At 71.4% G+C, this 16,000-nt stretch carries 15 protein-coding genes; 6 read left to right on the forward strand and 9 right to left on the reverse strand.

What is annotated here, in order from left to right; genetic code table 11:
* Window positions 1–109 precede the first annotated feature (109 nt).
* From ABTW87_RS09815 to ABTW87_RS09850, 8 genes are all read right to left on the reverse strand, one after another.
* Window positions 110–1,402 carry an AcrVA2 family anti-CRISPR protein gene (locus tag ABTW87_RS09815; RefSeq protein ID WP_350650345.1) on the reverse strand — a complete coding sequence of 431 codons (1,293 nt, stop codon included), beginning with the start codon at window positions 1,400–1,402 and terminating at the stop codon, window positions 110–112.
* On the reverse strand, window positions 1,399–2,076 hold the full coding sequence (locus ABTW87_RS09820; RefSeq protein WP_350650347.1) for a diguanylate cyclase domain-containing protein: 678 nt from the start codon (window positions 2,074–2,076) through the stop codon (window positions 1,399–1,401). The genes ABTW87_RS09815 and ABTW87_RS09820 overlap by 4 nt, the downstream gene beginning before the upstream one ends.
* A gap of 373 nt (window positions 2,077–2,449) precedes the next feature.
* Window positions 2,450–2,728 carry a hypothetical protein gene (locus tag ABTW87_RS09825; protein ID WP_130327240.1) on the reverse strand — a complete coding sequence of 93 codons (279 nt, stop codon included), beginning with the start codon at window positions 2,726–2,728 and terminating at the stop codon, window positions 2,450–2,452.
* 104 nt (window positions 2,729–2,832) lie between these two features.
* The gene (locus ABTW87_RS09830) at window positions 2,833–3,267 is read right to left on the reverse strand and encodes a hypothetical protein (protein WP_350650349.1); all 435 of its coding nucleotides are present in this window, start codon (window positions 3,265–3,267) and stop codon (window positions 2,833–2,835) included.
* A 51-nt stretch (window positions 3,268–3,318) separates the two neighbouring features.
* Window positions 3,319–4,326: a DUF4192 domain-containing protein gene (locus tag ABTW87_RS09835; protein ID WP_350650351.1), complete on the reverse strand. Its 1,008-nt coding sequence runs from the start codon at window positions 4,324–4,326 to the stop codon at window positions 3,319–3,321.
* Window positions 4,327–4,466: 140 nt separating this feature from the next.
* Window positions 4,467–5,663: a hypothetical protein gene (locus ABTW87_RS09840; RefSeq protein WP_350650353.1), complete on the reverse strand. Its 1,197-nt coding sequence runs from the start codon at window positions 5,661–5,663 to the stop codon at window positions 4,467–4,469.
* A 310-nt stretch (window positions 5,664–5,973) separates the two neighbouring features.
* Window positions 5,974–6,819: a TRM11 family SAM-dependent methyltransferase gene (locus tag ABTW87_RS09845; protein WP_350650355.1), complete on the reverse strand. Its 846-nt coding sequence runs from the start codon at window positions 6,817–6,819 to the stop codon at window positions 5,974–5,976.
* The gene (locus tag ABTW87_RS09850; protein WP_350650357.1) at window positions 6,812–7,267 is read right to left on the reverse strand and encodes a hypothetical protein; all 456 of its coding nucleotides are present in this window, start codon (window positions 7,265–7,267) and stop codon (window positions 6,812–6,814) included. The genes ABTW87_RS09845 and ABTW87_RS09850 overlap by 8 nt, the downstream gene beginning before the upstream one ends.
* A gap of 386 nt (window positions 7,268–7,653) precedes the next feature.
* Between ABTW87_RS09850 and ABTW87_RS09855 the strand changes: the two genes are divergently transcribed.
* Entirely contained in the window at window positions 7,654–8,430 is a 777-nt protein-coding gene (locus ABTW87_RS09855) for a hypothetical protein (protein ID WP_350650359.1), read from the forward strand.
* Between the two features lie 194 nt (window positions 8,431–8,624).
* On the opposite strand, the gene ABTW87_RS09860 is transcribed toward ABTW87_RS09855, so the two are convergent.
* Window positions 8,625–9,038, reverse strand: a complete 414-nt coding sequence (locus ABTW87_RS09860) for a hypothetical protein (protein WP_350650361.1) — start codon at window positions 9,036–9,038, stop codon at window positions 8,625–8,627.
* A 587-nt stretch (window positions 9,039–9,625) separates the two neighbouring features.
* On the opposite strand from ABTW87_RS09860, the gene ABTW87_RS09865 reads away from it, so the two are divergent.
* The 5 genes from ABTW87_RS09865 to ABTW87_RS09885 are packed head-to-tail and all read left to right on the forward strand — an operon-like array spanning window position 9,626 to window position 15,918.
* A complete protein-coding gene (locus tag ABTW87_RS09865; RefSeq protein ID WP_350650363.1) occupies window positions 9,626–9,895 on the forward strand; it encodes a pilin in 270 nt (89 codons plus the stop codon).
* A gap of 11 nt (window positions 9,896–9,906) precedes the next feature.
* The gene (locus ABTW87_RS09870) at window positions 9,907–10,818 is read left to right on the forward strand and encodes a TrbL/VirB6 family protein (RefSeq protein WP_350650365.1); all 912 of its coding nucleotides are present in this window, start codon (window positions 9,907–9,909) and stop codon (window positions 10,816–10,818) included.
* The gene (locus tag ABTW87_RS09875) at window positions 10,815–11,705 is read left to right on the forward strand and encodes a PrgI family protein (protein WP_350650367.1); all 891 of its coding nucleotides are present in this window, start codon (window positions 10,815–10,817) and stop codon (window positions 11,703–11,705) included. The genes ABTW87_RS09870 and ABTW87_RS09875 overlap by 4 nt, the downstream gene beginning before the upstream one ends.
* Window positions 11,706–11,749: 44 nt before the next feature.
* Complete coding sequence (locus ABTW87_RS09880) at window positions 11,750–13,456, forward strand: VirB4 family type IV secretion system protein (protein ID WP_350650552.1); 1,707 nt, start codon at window positions 11,750–11,752, stop codon at window positions 13,454–13,456.
* Window positions 13,453–15,918, forward strand: coding sequence for a type IV secretory system conjugative DNA transfer family protein (locus ABTW87_RS09885; RefSeq protein ID WP_350650369.1), 2,466 nt, complete (start codon window positions 13,453–13,455; stop codon window positions 15,916–15,918). Before ABTW87_RS09880 ends, ABTW87_RS09885 begins: the two co-directional genes overlap by 4 nt.
* Window positions 15,919–16,000: the final 82 nt, after the last annotated feature.

Raw genomic sequence — 16,000 nt, forward strand, 5'->3', positions numbered from 1 at the left:
CCACTTCCAGCCATCCACCTCCACGCCCAAGGCGCCCGCCAGGTCCGGTCAAGGTTCGATGCAGGTGGTGGCAGGGGACGTGCCCCTGCCACCACGTGTTTACCGCCGTCTAGTCATGGTCTTCTGGTTTCGGCTTGTGGCTTTTGAGCATGCGCACGGTGGTGCTGAGTTTGATTGGAGCGTCGTCGGGGCCTCGGAGGAACGGGTTGATGTAGACGGGCCGGCGCAGGGTTCTGCCGGGTCCGTATGGCTGGTTGCGCCAGTGGCCGGATACCCAGAACCGGTTGTTGGTGGGGCGTTCTGGGCCGGCCGGTGTTGATCGTCGGCTGGGTGGCGTGGTGTCGCGGCCGGCGCGGATGCGGACGACTCGCACCTCTGGCGCGGGTCGGTTCGTGCGGGCGTAGGTTTTGCGGACGGCCTTGTCGAGGTCTGCTGTCGTTATTTGGGCGGCTTGCTGCCCGATCAGCAGCCACGCGGCGACCAGCGTCGCGGCTGGGTGGCCGCCGGGCAGCAGGTGTTGTTCGTGAACGTGCCCGGCGTGCATCGGGGCGAGCCATCCGACCTGTTCGCGTAGCCGCTGCAGCGGTGTGCCGTGCAGGCCGCCGCCGATGGTGCGGTAGGTGACAAGGTGCCAGCCGTCGCCGGTGACGGTCCAGGATGCGGCGGTGATCTGCCGGCGCGTGACGGGTCGGGACCACACGAGCAGCCCGTCCGTCGACGGCGTGAGGTTGCGGCCGACAGCGACGTCGGGCAGTTTCTCGGCGGCGTACTCGCCGAGGTCGGTGAAGTCGTCGTCGATCCAGTACATGCGTGATCGGTCCAGGCCGTCGGCGATCTGCTGGCGTACGTCGTTGGACGCGAACGCGAAGGGGAGGTTGTCGCGGCCTCGGTAGAAGCGGGTGAGCCGGTCGCGCACCTTGGGCAGGTCGCGGGCGGCGATGGGGGTGGCCGGCCACGCGGTCGTCGTGATGAGCGTTCGTCCCGAAACCCGGACGTTGAGGAACGCGAGATGCAGTTGCTCGATGCGTTCTCGTGCCTCGGGACGGTTGCCGAGCCCGAGCGCCTGTACGGCCCGGTCGACGACTTTGTCGTTTCGGCCGTCGTCGATGTAGGTCTGGCACGTCGCGCACGCTGCCCATGCCTGGCCGAAGTTCTGCACCAGTCCCCCGGCGGCGCCGATCGCTACGGCGGCGATTTCGCCGCCGACGAGGGTCCATGTCGGATACGGGTCGCCGCAGAAGTCGCAGCGGCGCTGCACGGTGTCGAGCTGTCTGACCGGGACCGGCACGGGTTCGTGCCCGTCGGTGGCGAGTTGAATCGGGTGCACGTAGGTGGGTGGGACGCCGAGGGTGTTCAGTGGGGACAGGCAGACCTGGCAGGCCATCTCCTCGGGCGCGGTCATGCCGTCGCCTCGTCGCTGTGGCGGCGGTCGCGCAGGCGTGGTCCTCGACGCTCGGTGGCGGGCATCGCCATGCCGGGCTCGTAGACGGCGTGGCGGTTTCGGCCGTTGTTCTTGGCGTGGTACATCGCGATGTCGGCGCGGCGCAGCGCCACCTCGTCGATCGGGTCGGTGGCTTCGGCGAGCGCCAGGCCGACGCTGGCGGTGACGGTGATGGGTTCGCCGTCGGTGGTGGGGTGGACGGGCTGGGAGATCAGGGCGACGAAGGTGTCGGCGACGCGGGCCAGATCGCCTGCGCGGGCCGGTAGCAGGGCGGCGTATTCGTCGCCGGCGAGCCGTGCGGCGGTGCCGCCGTGGAGTGCGGCGATGTCGGTGATGCGGGCGCCGATCGCCGCCAGGACGTCGTCTCCGCGGTCGTGGCCGTGGGTGTCGTTGACCGGTTTGAAGTCGTCGAGGTCGATCAGGACTACGATGATCGGCCCAGCGGTGTCGGTGAGGGTGGCGTGTGCGGCGAGCAGGCCGGTGCGGTTGAGCATGCCGGTGACCGGGTCGTGTTCCAGCTGCCAGATGGCGTCGGCGAGTCGGTTCCGGAGTCGGCGGATGGTGGGCCATGTGGTGAGGCCGCCGAGGATGAACGCCACCACGGCGGTGGCGATCATGATCAATGGTAGGGACACTGGAGTCCTCCATTTCAGTGGAGAACCCGGGACGCGTACGTTGTCGAGGCGAGGCGTCCCGGGTCCTGAATGCGACGACAGCCCGCCGTGTGGCGGGCCGTTCTTTCTTGTTGGTGCCGCCCCGCTGGCGGCATGGCCGTGGCTGCCTCAGTTGCGGGGGCTTCCCCTGCATCGCTCACGCAGGCGATGTGGCCGGCGGCAGGGAGCTAGGACGTCCCAGTTGGGCCGCGATGGGTGCGGACGGGGCGCGGCGGGTCGGTCGTGCCGCGGGTAGCGCTGCAGGGTTCGCGCGAAGCGGCCGGGCGACGGCCGGTGGCCCCGCTGTGTGCGGGTGCGGTGCGGCCCACAGTGCGACGTCGGGCCTCGGGTGGTGTTAGCGGCGGGCCGGGTGCGCGGCTTGGTCGGCACGCAGTGTGGCGGCCAGGTCAGCCGGGATGGTGGCGTAGGGTTCGACGGCCAGGAGCACCTCGGTCGGGTCGAGGATCGTCTCGACCAGGCCGACGCGGACCGTGTCGGGTGGGTGGTCGGCGTCGGTGACGGGGTCCCAGGCGTAGTCGGCGACGGTTGCGAAGTAGGTGCGGCGTGGGTTCCAGCCGACCTGAATGGTGTAGCGCTCGCAGCCGGGCTTAGGCGTGAGCGTGTAGAGGCTCATCGGTTCCTCTCACAGGGGTACGTGGCAGGGCCCGTCTCGCAGGAGTCGCGCCACGATCGAATCGCCGTACGGCAGACAGGACTGGTAGGACACCCGGACGGGTTTCATGCCCCTGAGTGGCGGGCGCGGTCCTCGGCCAGTTCGATGATCTTGTCGCGGCGGGCGGCGGGCAGGCCGGCGAGCAGATCGACGTACTGCTGCTCTTCTGCGGTGACGGGTTCGGCGTAGGCGGCCTTGTAGGCCAGCCGGGCTGCCTCGTGTGCGGCCTCGATCGGGCCGCTGTGGTCGTAGGCGACAACCGGCTGACGGAGTTGCTTGGCCGCGGTGAGGGGGTCGCGGGACAGCGTGATGTCGTAGATGCGGAAGCTCGCCGGAAGGTCGGCGGCGTCGATCGCGGTGATCAGGCACAGGTTGGCCTGGACGTGGTAGGCGTACGCCTCGGTGTGGGCGGGTGTTTCGCCGCGGGCCCTTACTGCGGCGCGTTCGGCGTTGCAGCGCAGCCGGGCTTCTTCGGCGTGTTTGGCGAGGGCGAGCAGCATTCTGCGAGCGGGATTCACTGTGATCCTCCGGTTCCTGGCCGACATTGCGGATTACTGAGTCGAGGAGTTGCTGCGGGTCTGGCCGGTGGTCTGCTCGAACGCCGATGGCGGCAGTCCGGCTTGCAGGGCTTGGCGCAGCAGGTCGGCGAGCTGGTAGGCGGGGTCGACCTGCAGGGCACGGTCGGCTGCCATGGCGGCAAGGGCGCCGTCGCCGCAACGCCACGCGGTAAGCGCGAGCAGGGTGGCCGGTGCCGGCACGAGCGCCTCGTCGGCGCGGCGGGTGATATCGGCCCAGAACGTGACATGCTGGTCGCGTGGCTGGGTGAAGTCGACGGCGAGGTCCCGCACCGATGTGCGCTTCAGCAGCAGGGTCAGGCAGGCGACCTCGTCGTCGGTGAGGTGCTCGCCGGCCTTGTGCCGGCGCAGCGCGTCCCGCACCGCGTGCGCGCCGACCTGGTCCAGGACGGCAGCGCCGGCCCCGGTCACCACTTTCAGGCGAGCGGCCGCCGCGGTCGTGGCGCGGCGCATGCTGTCGCGGGCGGCGCCAGTGACGGGCGCGAACCGGGCGGCTACGGCTGCCCGGTCCGGTAGCGCGACCAGCCCCGCAGCGGTTGCCTGCACGGCGACCAGCGAGGCGGTCGGGTCGAACGGCATCCCGTCCGGTGGGCAGCAGTCAGGGTTGTCGCAGGTGAGGTTGAGGATCCGGGTGTCGGTGACGCGCAGCAGCGTTCGGACGGGGATGCCGCTGGCGGTGAATGCCTCACCGACGGCGGGCAGTGCCGGATCGATGTGGTCGGCGGTCCCGTAACCGACGAGCATGACGTCGGTGATCGACTGCTGTCGCCGCACGACCGGGACCAGGGAGGCGGCGAGGTCAGCGAGTTCGCCTGCGGGTGTGCTGGGGGGCAGGTCGGCTCGGGCGGCGAAGACGATCCGCCGGTGGTTGCTGGCGATGACGACGATGCTGCCGTCGGCGGGTCGGAAGCCGAGCAGGTAGGGCACCGCGGCCACCAGGTCGGCCGGGGATCGCACGGTCAGCTTGGTATCGGGGAACGACATGATGATCTCCACTTCAGATATCGGGGTCGGCAGGGTGCGCAAGGCGGCAGGCCGGACGAGCCGCGTGTGCCGGCACGGCGGGGCTTGCCACGGCGTCTTCGAGGCAGGCGCGCCGACCGGCGGACCGGCGCTTGACGGGTTCAGTCCCGGTCGGGGTCCAGGTACAGGTCGACACCGACGCCCTCGACGCTGACGCGCACCGTGACCACGGTGTGCTCCACGCCGGTCAGCGCCCGGCTCAGATCCGCGCGAACGAGGGCCTCGGCTGCGGTGGTCGCCTCGGCGGTGGTGGTGTGGCCGCGCAGCCGCATGTCGTACTCGTGGCGCCAGAGGATCCGCCAGCCGTCCTGCTCGCGCGCGGCATGCTCGGGGACCGTCCACCCATAGGCGGTCCACGGCCGCTCTTTGTCCGGGCTGCTGGTCGTGGCCGCCCGCATCGCGTCCCGTACCGCGTCGTATGCCTGCCGGGCGGTGCCGGTCCCGGCCGACAGGATCAGGTCGGCGACCACGGTGACGTGGTGTGCGCGCGGCAGCGGGTCAAGCCCCAGATCGACCAGGAACCGGTCGACGCGCTGCGCGGTGTGCTGATAGACCCCGCCGATCTCGTCGTCGACCAGGGCGCTGATCGCGCGGGCGCGGATGCTGCGCCGCAGGTCCGCGAGAGCCTGTACCGCCTCGTCACGTGCCGCCGCCGCAACGGTGAGGTCGTCGACGTCGGTCAGGCGCACGTTGCCGGCCACAGGCCGCATCTCGGCGTCGATGTCGTCGGCCGGGACGTCGTCGGCGCCGTCAGTGCCCTGCCAGGTCAGCCCGGTCAGCGTGATACCGGCGGCGGCCAGCGCCGGCAGATGTCCCTCCACGGCCGCGCGTGCGTCGTCGAGCGCGGCGGCCTCACCGGTGGCCGTAACCCACGTCTGGAGCGTGACCTGCACGGTGATTCGGTACCGCCGCGAATCGGGCTCGCCGTCTGGGATCACGTCGATGACGTGTCTCGGGTAGACGGCCATCGCCGGTTCGAGGTGGTGCAGCTCGTCTGGGACGCCGAAGCGTGCCTGCTCGCGGGCCTCACCCAGGTCGGCATGCGGGCGGGTGTACGACAGCTGCGCCTGACCAGTGACGGTCCAGCGCTGCGGCAACGGTTCCAAGCCCCAGGTGGCGAGGGCGTCCTCGCAGCCGGGCCGGCAGATCAGCCTGTCGCGTAGGGCAGCGATGAGAGCGGACCGGGCTTCGGTGGCCAGCGTCTGCCGCTGCTCGATGGCGGCGATGGTTTCGGCGTGCAGGGTCTGGAGCTGCTTCGGGAGGGTGGCGTCTGTCAGCTGCCGGGCGGAATGAAGCATGGGTCCTCCTCTGGACATGCAGAAGAGGCGGCCACTGGTGGTGGCTGCCTGACGGGATAGGGGTGACGTGCCCAGGCCGCAGATGGGGCGCGGGGCGGGATGTGCTGGGGTCTGAGGGTGACCGACGGCAGCCGACCGAAAGGGTGGGCGCGAGGCCGTCGCGGGACGCGTCAGATCAGCACAGGGCAAGGAATGAGCCTTCAGGCTAACGGCGTTGCCGCTGGTGAGCGCTGGGCTGTCAGGTCCGGCCGCCTGGCACGACCTGACAGCCCAACTGGCGGCCTGAGCCCTCCCCTGAGCGTGGGGTCGGCTACGCGCCTCGTCTCAGGACCAACACGTCCTCGTGGGCGACGAGATGCACAGGCACGCCGTCGACCCTGGACTTGCGGACGGCCATGAGCCCGAACATGGAGGCGCGGTGCACGATCTGACCGTCGCGCACGGCGGCGAGCAGGGCCGCGCACCGCTGCACCGGTATCAGCCCGACCGACTGCGCCACCGCCAGGAGCTCACCGGGCAGGTCGATGAGGTCGTCCGGGCGGCGGCGTACCGGCCGGCAGGTGATGACCACGGTGCCGCCGGGGCGCAGCAGCTGGTAGCTGGCGGCCAGGATGGCGGCGAACCCGTCGAGTAGCCCGGACCATCCGGCGTAGGCGAGGTTGCCGCGCTGCCGGTCGCCGTACAGGTGCGCCCGCTTCCTGACCCTGGCGCCAGCGACATGGACAAGTCCGTGGGTGGACCGCCCGTACGGCGGTGAGGTGAGCACGAGCCCGACCTCGCCGGCCGCGGACGCGGGTGCGAGGTCGAGCAGTCGGGTCGCGTCGCCGGTGAGGACCGTCGCCGCGCCGGCGGCGCCTTGGGACACGGCGAGGGCGACGTTGGCCGCCGCCAGGGCGGTGAACCACGGTTCGATGTCCACGCCGAGCGCGCGCCGGCCGAGGTGCACGGCTTCGACGAGGGTGGTGCCGGACCCGCACATCGGGTCGAGCACCAGCTCCCCGGGCCCCGTGTAGGCGGCGATCGCGTGCGCCGCCAGGTGGGGCAGCATCTTCCCGGGATGGCTGGAGGTCTGCGGGACGTAGCGGCCTCGCCGCTGGTCCCGGGCTGGCTGCTGGCAGGTCAGCCACACCGAGGTGATCGGCAGGGCCTCAGCCATCGGCGCTGCCGGTGTCTGTCGCGCTGCGGGTCAGGATCAGCACGTCGGTGTGGATGTCGAGCTGCGTGCGCTGGCCACGCCGGGGCGGCCGGTCGGCCGCGACGATGTGCTGCAGGTATGCCAGCCCGGCTTGCTTGGCGGCGATGACCACGTCGACCGGAAGGGTCACGTCGCCGTGTGGCAGCAGGACCGCCACGCAGCCGCCGGGCACGAGGCCCGCGCGGCAGCGGGCGAAGAACTCGCCCGGCGAGGCCTCGGGCGGCCAGCCGGTGACGATCAGCGTCGCCGGCTCCCGACCCCACCCGCCGGGGTGGGCCGGGTGGAGGTGGCTGCGGCGGTGCGCGGCGATGACCGCGCGGGCCAGCTGCGGGCCGTCGGCCAGGTCGATGACCAGATCGGACGGGTGGGTGAGGTTGTGGACCAGCCGCACGCCCATCGCGGTGGACATGGTTGCGTCCGGCGGTGGGGCGGGGACCGGCCAGACGGTGATCGGCACGGGCGGGTCGCCGGGCACCACATCCCCCACAGGGACGGGTGCGCGGCGCGGGTTTCGGTCGGTCATAGGCACGGTGGCCCCCGGGACCGGCGGGCGTCCTGACGATTCCCAGGGCCGCGGTGACAGGCCGATCGAACCCGCCCCCGGTCTGACAGGACCCGTCACCGCGTCCTGCTGACAACCACATCAACGGGTGGACCGGCCGCCTGACCGGCGGTGAACCTGACGCGACCTGTCCCGGTCTGACAATCGGCCCTGGTGTCAGGTCGGGCTGTCCCAATCGGGGGCCTCGGGGCCGTCGCACCGGGCGACGCGTCCCAATTCGAGGGGACATCACCATGGCAACGACCACCCACGCCAGGGCGGCCGGGACGGCGCTGACCACCGCCGAGACGGCGTTCACGCTGCTGACCTGCGCACCCGCGCCGCTGGCGTTCGACGCCCGGCCGGTACCGGGCCTGCCGGACACCACGATGCCGCTGGACGGGCTACGCAACCTGCTGGTGTTCGAGCGCTACGACAGCACCACCACCGACGCCCTGTGGCGTCAACTGGCCCACCACGCCCGCGAATGGGGACCGGCCTGGCTCGTCGGCGCGATCGGCGTCGCGCTGCCCGCGCTGACCCACCTGGCGGCGAAGATCAGCCGCGGCCGGGCCCGGCACGCCGACGACGTTGACTCCGAAGTCCTGGCCGGGTTCCTCCACGCACTGCGCACGGCGGACCTGGCTCCGCCCCGGCTGTGGCTGCGGATGTGCTGGGCCGCCTGGCGCGCGGGCATCAGCGTCATCAAGGCCGACGACGGCGAGGAACTCCCACTGGACCTGCCCAGCGGGTCACGGTCGCCGAGGATGCCCTACGGGCATCCGGACCTGCTGCTCGGCCGGGCAGCCGCCGCCGGACTCATCACCGCCGACGCCGCCGAGCTGATCAGCGCGACCCGCTTCGGCGACGCGTTGATCGAGCACCTGGCCGCCGAGCAGGGCGTGACCGCATCGGCCCTGCGGATGCGCCGCCGCCGCGCCGAGCGTGTCGTGGCCGCCGCCGTGGTGCGAGGCGACCTATCCGGCCCCATCCGCTCGTCCGGTCACCGCGAGACCGCCGCGGCGGCCTGACAACACCGCCCTGTCGGCATACCGATGGAAGCACGCGAGTCGCGGCAGATCGGGATGCTGGTAGCCCGCGGCTATGACGGCGATGACGTCGCCCGCCAACCTCAGTAGCTCTCCGTCCCGCTTAGGCTGACGTCGGACTTCAGTGCTTGGGCTTGCTGGGCGCGGCTTCCCCGACGGGCATCGAGTCCACCAGCTCAGGCGCTCCGGCGGTCAGGCGCATAGTAGGCGTACAGGGCGTTGAGCTGCCGGATCCAGAATTCCTGCTTCGCCAGGGCGGATGGGCGACGCGGCAGCATGCCGAGCTCGACCGCCAACGCGTAGAACCCCGGACCGGCGTCATTGGCGTTCAGGTACTGCACTAACGCTGAGATCATGAGATTGGTCGTCGGACGGTTACGATCCACGATCAACCCCAGTAGGTGCCCCATGGCGGCACGCTCGCTGTCCTGCTCGAAGTCGAATCCGCGCGAGCCGGTCCGGCGGCACAGCGTGGCATTGAGCTCGGTGTACGTCGTCGTCTTCTTGAGCCGCGCCCGCTCGATGAGAAATGCCGGGCCAGCCTCAGTCAACCGGTCCCACTCGTCGTCGTCGCGCCCGTATCCAGTCATCGCGGCCACCACGACCGGACCGCCGAGCAACGCAGGCCCTCGGCCTCCCTGCGCGCACGCAGCACCCTGTCGCCTTCAGCTTGATTACGCTTCACGTTCCATGCCTACCGTCGGCCGGTGTCATCGCGCCACCATCCGGCTGGCCACAAAGGCCGCTCGGAACGGATGCGCCGGCCCTACGCCAGCGCCAGTTTGCTCAGACGCGCCTGGCATTTGGCTCGGCTTGGTGCCGTCTCGGGCGACCGCCCAGACGGCCTCCCTGCGGTCTTCCCCGTGCCTTCCGACGCGGAAATGCGAGTGGCTGACCGGTCCTGTTAGGGCGTGACAGGCGAACGATGGGTTCGATCGACCTGACAGCCGGGATCTGGGCGGTGCATGTCATCCATGGCATGCCCGCTGCGGTGGGGACCATCACCCGGTGAGGCCAATGGTCCGGCACGGCTGGCGCGGCGTCCTGACACCGCGATCCCTTCGCCACCCGCAAGGGAGGAGCGCCCCCGACCGGACCGCACCGGTCCTTCGCCTTGGTTCCCACCGCGGCGGCCGCAGTCCCCTTGTGGAGCGCCGTAATGCACACGACTTTCTCCGTGCTGTCCGACCTCGCCGCGTCTCAGCCGATGGCGGCCAACAGCATCAACCAGGTCATCTCGAACATCACCAGCTGGATCATGGGCATTATCGCGTTGGTCGCGACGATGTTCCTGGTCATCGGCGGGCTGCGCTACATGGCCGCCGGCGGCGACCCCGCCCAGGTCGAGCAGGCGAAAGGCAACGTCAAGTCCGCGCTGGTCGGCTATGCCCTCGCGGTGCTGTCCCCGGTCATCCTGCAGGTGCTGCAGGGCATCCTCGGCGGCTGAGGCGGCCGGTCATGGTCGACTGGATGATGAACGGCCTGGTCAGCTGGCTCGCCGAGACGGTCGTCGACCTTCTCGGCGGCCTGCTGGCCTTCCTGGCCTCCTCCATCTTCGTCTCGCCGGACGTCACCGTCCTACCGCAGGTGCGCTCGATCGCCGGCAAGAGCGCCCTGGTCGTCAACGCCTGCTTCATCCTCGCGATCATCGCCGTCGGTGTCGCCACGATGGTCGGCGACTCGGTGCAGATGCGCTACACCGTCAAGGAACTGGTCCCCCGGCTCGTCGTCGGGTTCGTCCTATCCGCGTTCGCGGTCCCGCTGACCGCCGTGCTCATCGACGTCGCCAACGCCCTGACGGTGTCGCTGGCCGGCACGTCCGCGCCAACCACCGAGGCGGTCACCTTCGTCCAGGCCCGCATCACCTCGGCGATGACCGACGAGAGCGGCGCCCTGCTGATGGCCATCATCGGGCTGCTCATCGTCGTGTTGATGTTCATGCTCGTCGGCAGTTGGCTCGTGCGCATCGGGGTGCTGATCGTCCTGGCCGGGATCGCGCCGGTGGCCCTCGCGTGCTACGCCACCCCATGGACGCAGGGCGCCGCCGACCTGTGGTGGCGCACCCTGCTGGGCTGTCTGGCCACACCCACGCTGCAGGCGGTCGCGTTCTCGGCGGGCATCAGCCTGCTGATCGACCCGGAAGCCAACCTGCCGATCCTGCTCGGCCTACCCGGCTCGGACACCCTCAACTTGTTGCTGGTCATCGTCGTGCTGTGGGTCACGGTCAAGATCCCCGCCATGGTACGCCGGTACGTCACCCGCGCGGGCTCGCCGAACATGGGCGGGGTTCTGCTGCGCGCGGTGTTCATCCAAGGCATCACCCGCACCCTGCCGCTCGGCCGGCTCGCACGGTTGCGGGGCGCGCCATGAGCAGCGAGGACACCACTCCGCGCGCCGTCGTACCGGCCAACATCAGCGAGGCCGACCGGATCGCGTTCGGCCTGACCTTCCGGCAGCTCGGCATCATCGGCGGTACCGGCCTGGCCGGCTTCGGCGTCTACCGCGCCGTCGGGCACCTACTCCCGCCGATCGCGTGGATCGTCGCCGGGGTCGTCGTGTTCGCCGTCGCGGTCGTGATCGCGCTCGGCCGCCGCGACGGCCTGCCCCTCGACATGTGGCTGCGGCACGGTGTGGCCCTGTCCCGCAGCCCACGGACGCTCGCGCCGGGCACGCCTCGGGCCAGCGCGGTCGCGGCCGTGGCCGGCACGCCGAGCGTCCCGGCGCCGCTGCGCTCACCGGTCACGGCGATCAGCCCGACCGGAGTCCTCACCTGCGAGGGCAAGAGCCGGGTGCTGATCGGCTGCGGCACCACGAACATCCACCTGCGCACCGGGGCCGAGCAGGGCGCACTGCTCGACGGGTTCGGGCGGTTCCTCAACTCCTTGACGGGGTCGGCGCAGATCGTGGTGGCCGCGCAACGGCACGACCTGACCGTTCACGCGCAGGCCACCGTCGATTACGCGCCCCGCCTGCCGCATGCGGCGTTGCAGGCCGCCGCCGACGACTACGCCGAGTTCCTGCTCGACCTCGACAGCGAACGCGACCCGTTGCGGCGTCAGGTGCTCGCGGTCGTCACCGGCGAGCAGGCCGCTGACAACGCCGTGCGTGCCCTGTCCGGCCTCGGCGTCGAAGCCACCGCCCTGGACGGGCCAGCGGTGTCTGCCGCCCTCGCGAGCGCCGTCGATCCCTTCTCCCCACCGGTGCCCGGCCCGCGAGCGGTGCCCGGCGCCCCGATCACGCTTCGGAGCACACCGTGAACCTGTTGAGGACCCGCAAGAAGACCGTCGCGGCCGGGGAGGGGATGCCCTCCCCGGCCGCGCTGTCGGTCACGCCGTGGCACGTGCAGGTCGGCGACGGCTACGCCGCCACCTACGCCGTGTGCGGCTACCCCGCCGAGGTCGGCCCGGCGTGGCTGGACCCGCTGCTGTCCTACCCCAGCCGCGTCGACGTCGCCGTTCACCTCGACCCCGTGCCGCCGCCCCTGGCGGCGCCGATGCTCAAGCGCCAACGCGCCCGCCTCGAATCCTCCCGCCGGCTCGACGCCGACCAGGGCCGCCTCAGCGACCCGATGGTCGAGGCAGCAGCGGCCGACGCCGCCGACCTCGCCGAGCGGGTCGCCCGCGGCGCGGCGAAGCTGTTCGACGTTGGCATCTACGTCACGATCCACGCCCGCACCCTCGACGAGCTTGCCACCGTCACCGCGGGCGTGAGAGCGGCCGCCGCCAGCGTCCTGCTGGACTTGCAGCCGGCGACGTTCCGCCACCAGCAGGGCTGGATCTCCACCCTGCCCGTCGGGGTGGACCCGCTGCGGATGCGCCGCATCCTCGACACCACCGCCCTGGCAGCGGCGTTCCCGCTCGCGTCGGCGGACCTGGCCGCCCCAGCACCGGGCACCGTCGCCCCACCCGACGGGGTGCTCTACGGCGTTAACACCACCAGCAACGGCGTGCTGCTGTGGAACCGGTGGGCGCAGGACAACCACAACAGCGTGGTCCTGGCCCGGTCCGGCGCCGGGAAAAGCTATTTCGTCAAGCTGGAGGTGCTGCGCAACCTCTACCAGGGCACGACCGTCAGCGTGATCGACCCCGAGGACGAGTACACAGCGCTGGCCGAGCACGTCGGCGGGACCGTCGTGCAACTCGGCCAAACCGGCGTGCGCATCAACCCCCTCGACCTGCCCGCCGACAACCGGCCCGACACGCTGACCCGCCGCGGCCTGTACCTGCACACCCTGATCTCCGTCATGCTCGGCACACCGCCGCCACCGGCCGAACGCGCCGCCCTCGACCGGGCCATCACCACCACCTACACCAACGCCGGGATCACCGGCGACCCCGCCACCTGGACCAAGCCCGCGCCGCTGCTGCGGGACCTGGCCGACACCCTGGCCGCCGACAACGGCGACCCGGCCGCCGGGCAGCTCGCCGCCCGGCTCGCCCCCTGGACGGCCGGGAACTTCGCCAGCCTGTTCGACGGACCGACCACCACCACCCCGCGCGGGCACCTGGTGGTCTGGACGCTGCGGCACCTGCCCGACGAGCTACGCACCGTCGGCACGCTACTGGCCCTGGATTCGATCTGGTCGGGCATCGACACATCTACCAATGGCGCCCGCCGGCGGCGGCAGCTCGTCGTGGTCGACGAGGCGTGGTTGCTGATGCGCGACGGCGAGGGCGCGCGGTTCCTGTTCCGGATGGCCAAGGCCGCCCGCAAACGGTCGGCCGGGCTGTGCGTCATCACCCAGGACGCCGCCGACGTGCTGTCGACCGACCTCGGCCTCGCCGTGGTGTCCAACGCCGCGACCCAGGTGCTGATGCGCCAGAGCACCCAGTCAATCGACGCGGTATCCGAGGCGTTCAACCTGACCGCTGGGGAGTCGCGGCTGCTGCTGTCGGTGCCCAGGGGCGAGGGACTGCTCGTCGCGGGGCGGTCGCGAATTCCCTTTCGCAGCGTCGGGTCGGCCGCAGAGCACACGATCGCCGTCACGGGTATCGGGGAGGCCGAATGACAACCACTTCGGCCTGGCCGGCAGAGGTCGGGCACTGGATCGTCGCCCGGCCGTGGCTCGGCTTCCTCGCCGCCGCCGCGATCGTCGCCGCCGTGCTCGGTCACGACCAGCTGCTCGCCTGGCGGCACCGCCGGTTCGCGGCCGGGGCGCGGTGGTTGACCATCGCCGCCCCGCCGGAGGTCACTGCCGAGGCCGCCGCCGCGTTCTGGACCACCCTCATGGGCGTCCTGACGCCGTCGGTGTGGCGGCGCAGGGTGTTCGGCTACCCGCACGTCGGGTGGGAGTACACCTGGACCGGCCGCGCCCTGACCATCCACATCTGGGTGCCCGGGACGGTGCCGCCCGGCGCGGTCGAAGCCGCCGTCCGCGCGGCCTGGCCCGCCGCCACCCTCACCACAGCCGACGCCGCCGCGCCGATCCCGGCCGAGGTCGGTCAGCAGGTCGGCGGGGCGCACTGGCCGCAGCACACCGACGGGCTGCCCCTGCGCGCCGAGCACGACACCGACCCGCTGCGGTCGCTGCTCGCCGCCGGGGCCGAGGTCCGCCACCGCGAACACGCGTGCGTCCAGATCCTCGCCCGCCCGGCACCCGCCCGCCGCGTCCGCGCCGCCCGCCGCGCGGCGGCGGCCACCAGCACCCATCCCCACGGGGGGCCCGACCTGGCCGCCCGCGCGGTGTCGGGGGCTGCTCGGCTGGCCATCGAGCCGCTGCTGTGGCTGCTCGAGGTGTTCACCCCCGGCCCGTCCCGGCCGCCACGCACACCGGCCACGGTGCGGCGGGGGGCCGAGCGGGACCCTGTGGCCAGCGCGGAGGCCCGCACGGTCGTGGACAAGGCGGTGCGCGTGCCGCACTTCGAGATCGCGGTCCGCTTCGCCGTCGCCGCCGATCCGGACAACACGCCACCGGACAAGGAGCGAGCCACGCAGATCCGCGAACGCCTCGCGGGGCTCGGGCACACCATCGCCTCGGCCGCCGCGGCGTACACCGGCCCGAACCGGCTACGGCGGATGAAGATGCCCCAACCGGTGGCCACCCTCGCCGGACGCTGGCTGCGGCGCGGGTTCCTGGCCACCGTCCCGGAACTCGCGGCCCTCGCCGCGCTGCCGCAAGACCTGGCAGTGCCGGGCCTGGACCGAGCTCGGGCCAAAGCCGTGCCGGCGCCCGTGCAGGTGCCCTCCGGCGGTCGTGGTGTGAAGGTGCTGGGCCGCTCGCAGATCGGCCACCACAGCATCGGCCTACGGGTGACCGACGCCCGCCAGCACGTCCACGTCGTGGGCAAGACCGGCGTCGGCAAGTCCACGCTCCTACTGAACATGATCCTCGGCGACATCAAAGCCGGCCGCGGCACCGTGGTCATCGACCCGCGCGGGGACCTGATCACCGACATCCTCGACCGGCTCCCCGCCTCATACGCCAAGAAGATCGTGATCATCGACCCGGACCAGGAGAACCCCGGCTGCTTCAACCCCCTCGACGACCGAGGCGATCCGCACCTGGCGGTCGACAACCTGGTGGGAATCTTCGCGAAGATCTTCCAGGGCCAGTGGGGTCCGCGCATGGACGACACCATGCGGGTGGCCTGCCTGACCCTGATGCGCCACGCCAAGCCCACCCTGAGCCTCGTACCGTCGCTGTTGCAGGACAAGCAGTTCCGGGCACGGTTCACCCACGGCCTGGACGACCCGGACGGGCTCGGCGGGTTCTGGCTCTGGTACGACGGCATCAACGAACAGTTCCGCGGGCAGGTCATCGCCCCCGTCCTCGCCCGGCTGCGGGCGTTCCTGCTGCGCGACTTCGTCAAGTCGGTCATCGGCAACGCCCACAGCTCGTTCGACATGGGCACGATCCTCGACGGCGGTGTGCTGCTGTGCCGGCTGCCGAAGGGCATCCTCGGCGAGGAGACGAGCCGCATCCTGGGCTCGCTCATCGTCGCCCGCGTCTGGCAGGCCGCCATCGCCCGCGCCTCGATCCCCGAAGACCAGCGCAAAGACGCCTGCCTTTACGTGGACGAGTGCCAGAACTTCCTGACCTTGCCCGGCTCGGTTGGGGACATGCTGGCCGAGGCGCGAGGGTTCCGGCTGGGCCTGGTGCTGGCGCACCAGGACCTCGCCCAGCTGCCCAAGGACGTCGCCGCGGCGGTGTCGGCCAACGCCCGGTCGAAGCTGTTCTTCACCGTCGATCCGGCCGACGCCCGCGAGCTGTCCCGGCACACCAAACCGGAACTGGACGAGCACGACCTCGCCCACCTCGACGTCTACACCGCCGCCGCCCGGCTGCTGGTCGGCAACCGGGAGCTGCCGGCGTTCACGTTCACCACCACTCCGCCGGCACCGGTCATCGGTGAGGCGACCGCGATCCGACAGGAATGCGCCGCCGCGCACAGCCGCGCCGACGACGAGCCGCCGATGCAGCAGCTCGCCCGCACGGCGATGAAACGACGAATGGCCGGACGCGACCGCTGATCACCGCCGCTCGTTTCGGGCCTCGTCCGGATGCGGCATTGAGGGCTCGCTTGGGGGTGTCCGCGACACGAGACCTCAAGCG

It is taken from the genome of Micromonospora sp. NPDC126480, assembly GCF_040302465.1.
Lineage (GTDB): Bacteria > Actinomycetota > Actinomycetes > Mycobacteriales > Micromonosporaceae > Micromonospora.

Bases quoted from the DNA above. Each gene is read 5' to 3' on its own strand.
- ABTW87_RS09815 (WP_350650345.1), bottom strand. From the start codon at position 1,402: ATGACCGCGCCCGAGGAGATGGCCTGCCAGGTCTGCCTGTCCCCACTG.
- ABTW87_RS09825 (WP_130327240.1), bottom strand. From the start codon at position 2,728: ATGAGCCTCTACACGCTCACGCCTAAGCCCGGCTGCGAGCGCTACACC.
- ABTW87_RS09830 (WP_350650349.1), bottom strand. From the start codon at position 3,267: ATGCTGCTCGCCCTCGCCAAACACGCCGAAGAAGCCCGGCTGCGCTGC.
- ABTW87_RS09835 (WP_350650351.1), bottom strand. From the start codon at position 4,326: ATGTCGTTCCCCGATACCAAGCTGACCGTGCGATCCCCGGCCGACCTG.
- ABTW87_RS09840 (WP_350650353.1), bottom strand. From the start codon at position 5,663: ATGCTTCATTCCGCCCGGCAGCTGACAGACGCCACCCTCCCGAAGCAG.
- ABTW87_RS09845 (WP_350650355.1), bottom strand. From the start codon at position 6,819: ATGGCTGAGGCCCTGCCGATCACCTCGGTGTGGCTGACCTGCCAGCAG.
- ABTW87_RS09850 (WP_350650357.1), bottom strand. From the start codon at position 7,267: ATGTCCACCGCGATGGGCGTGCGGCTGGTCCACAACCTCACCCACCCG.
- ABTW87_RS09855 (WP_350650359.1), top strand. From the start codon at position 7,654: ATGGCAACGACCACCCACGCCAGGGCGGCCGGGACGGCGCTGACCACC.
- ABTW87_RS09860 (WP_350650361.1), bottom strand. From the start codon at position 9,038: ATGACTGGATACGGGCGCGACGACGACGAGTGGGACCGGTTGACTGAG.
- ABTW87_RS09870 (WP_350650365.1), top strand. From the start codon at position 9,907: ATGGTCGACTGGATGATGAACGGCCTGGTCAGCTGGCTCGCCGAGACG.
- ABTW87_RS09875 (WP_350650367.1), top strand. From the start codon at position 10,815: ATGAGCAGCGAGGACACCACTCCGCGCGCCGTCGTACCGGCCAACATC.
- ABTW87_RS09880 (WP_350650552.1), top strand. From the start codon at position 11,750: ATGCCCTCCCCGGCCGCGCTGTCGGTCACGCCGTGGCACGTGCAGGTC.
- ABTW87_RS09885 (WP_350650369.1), top strand. From the start codon at position 13,453: ATGACAACCACTTCGGCCTGGCCGGCAGAGGTCGGGCACTGGATCGTC.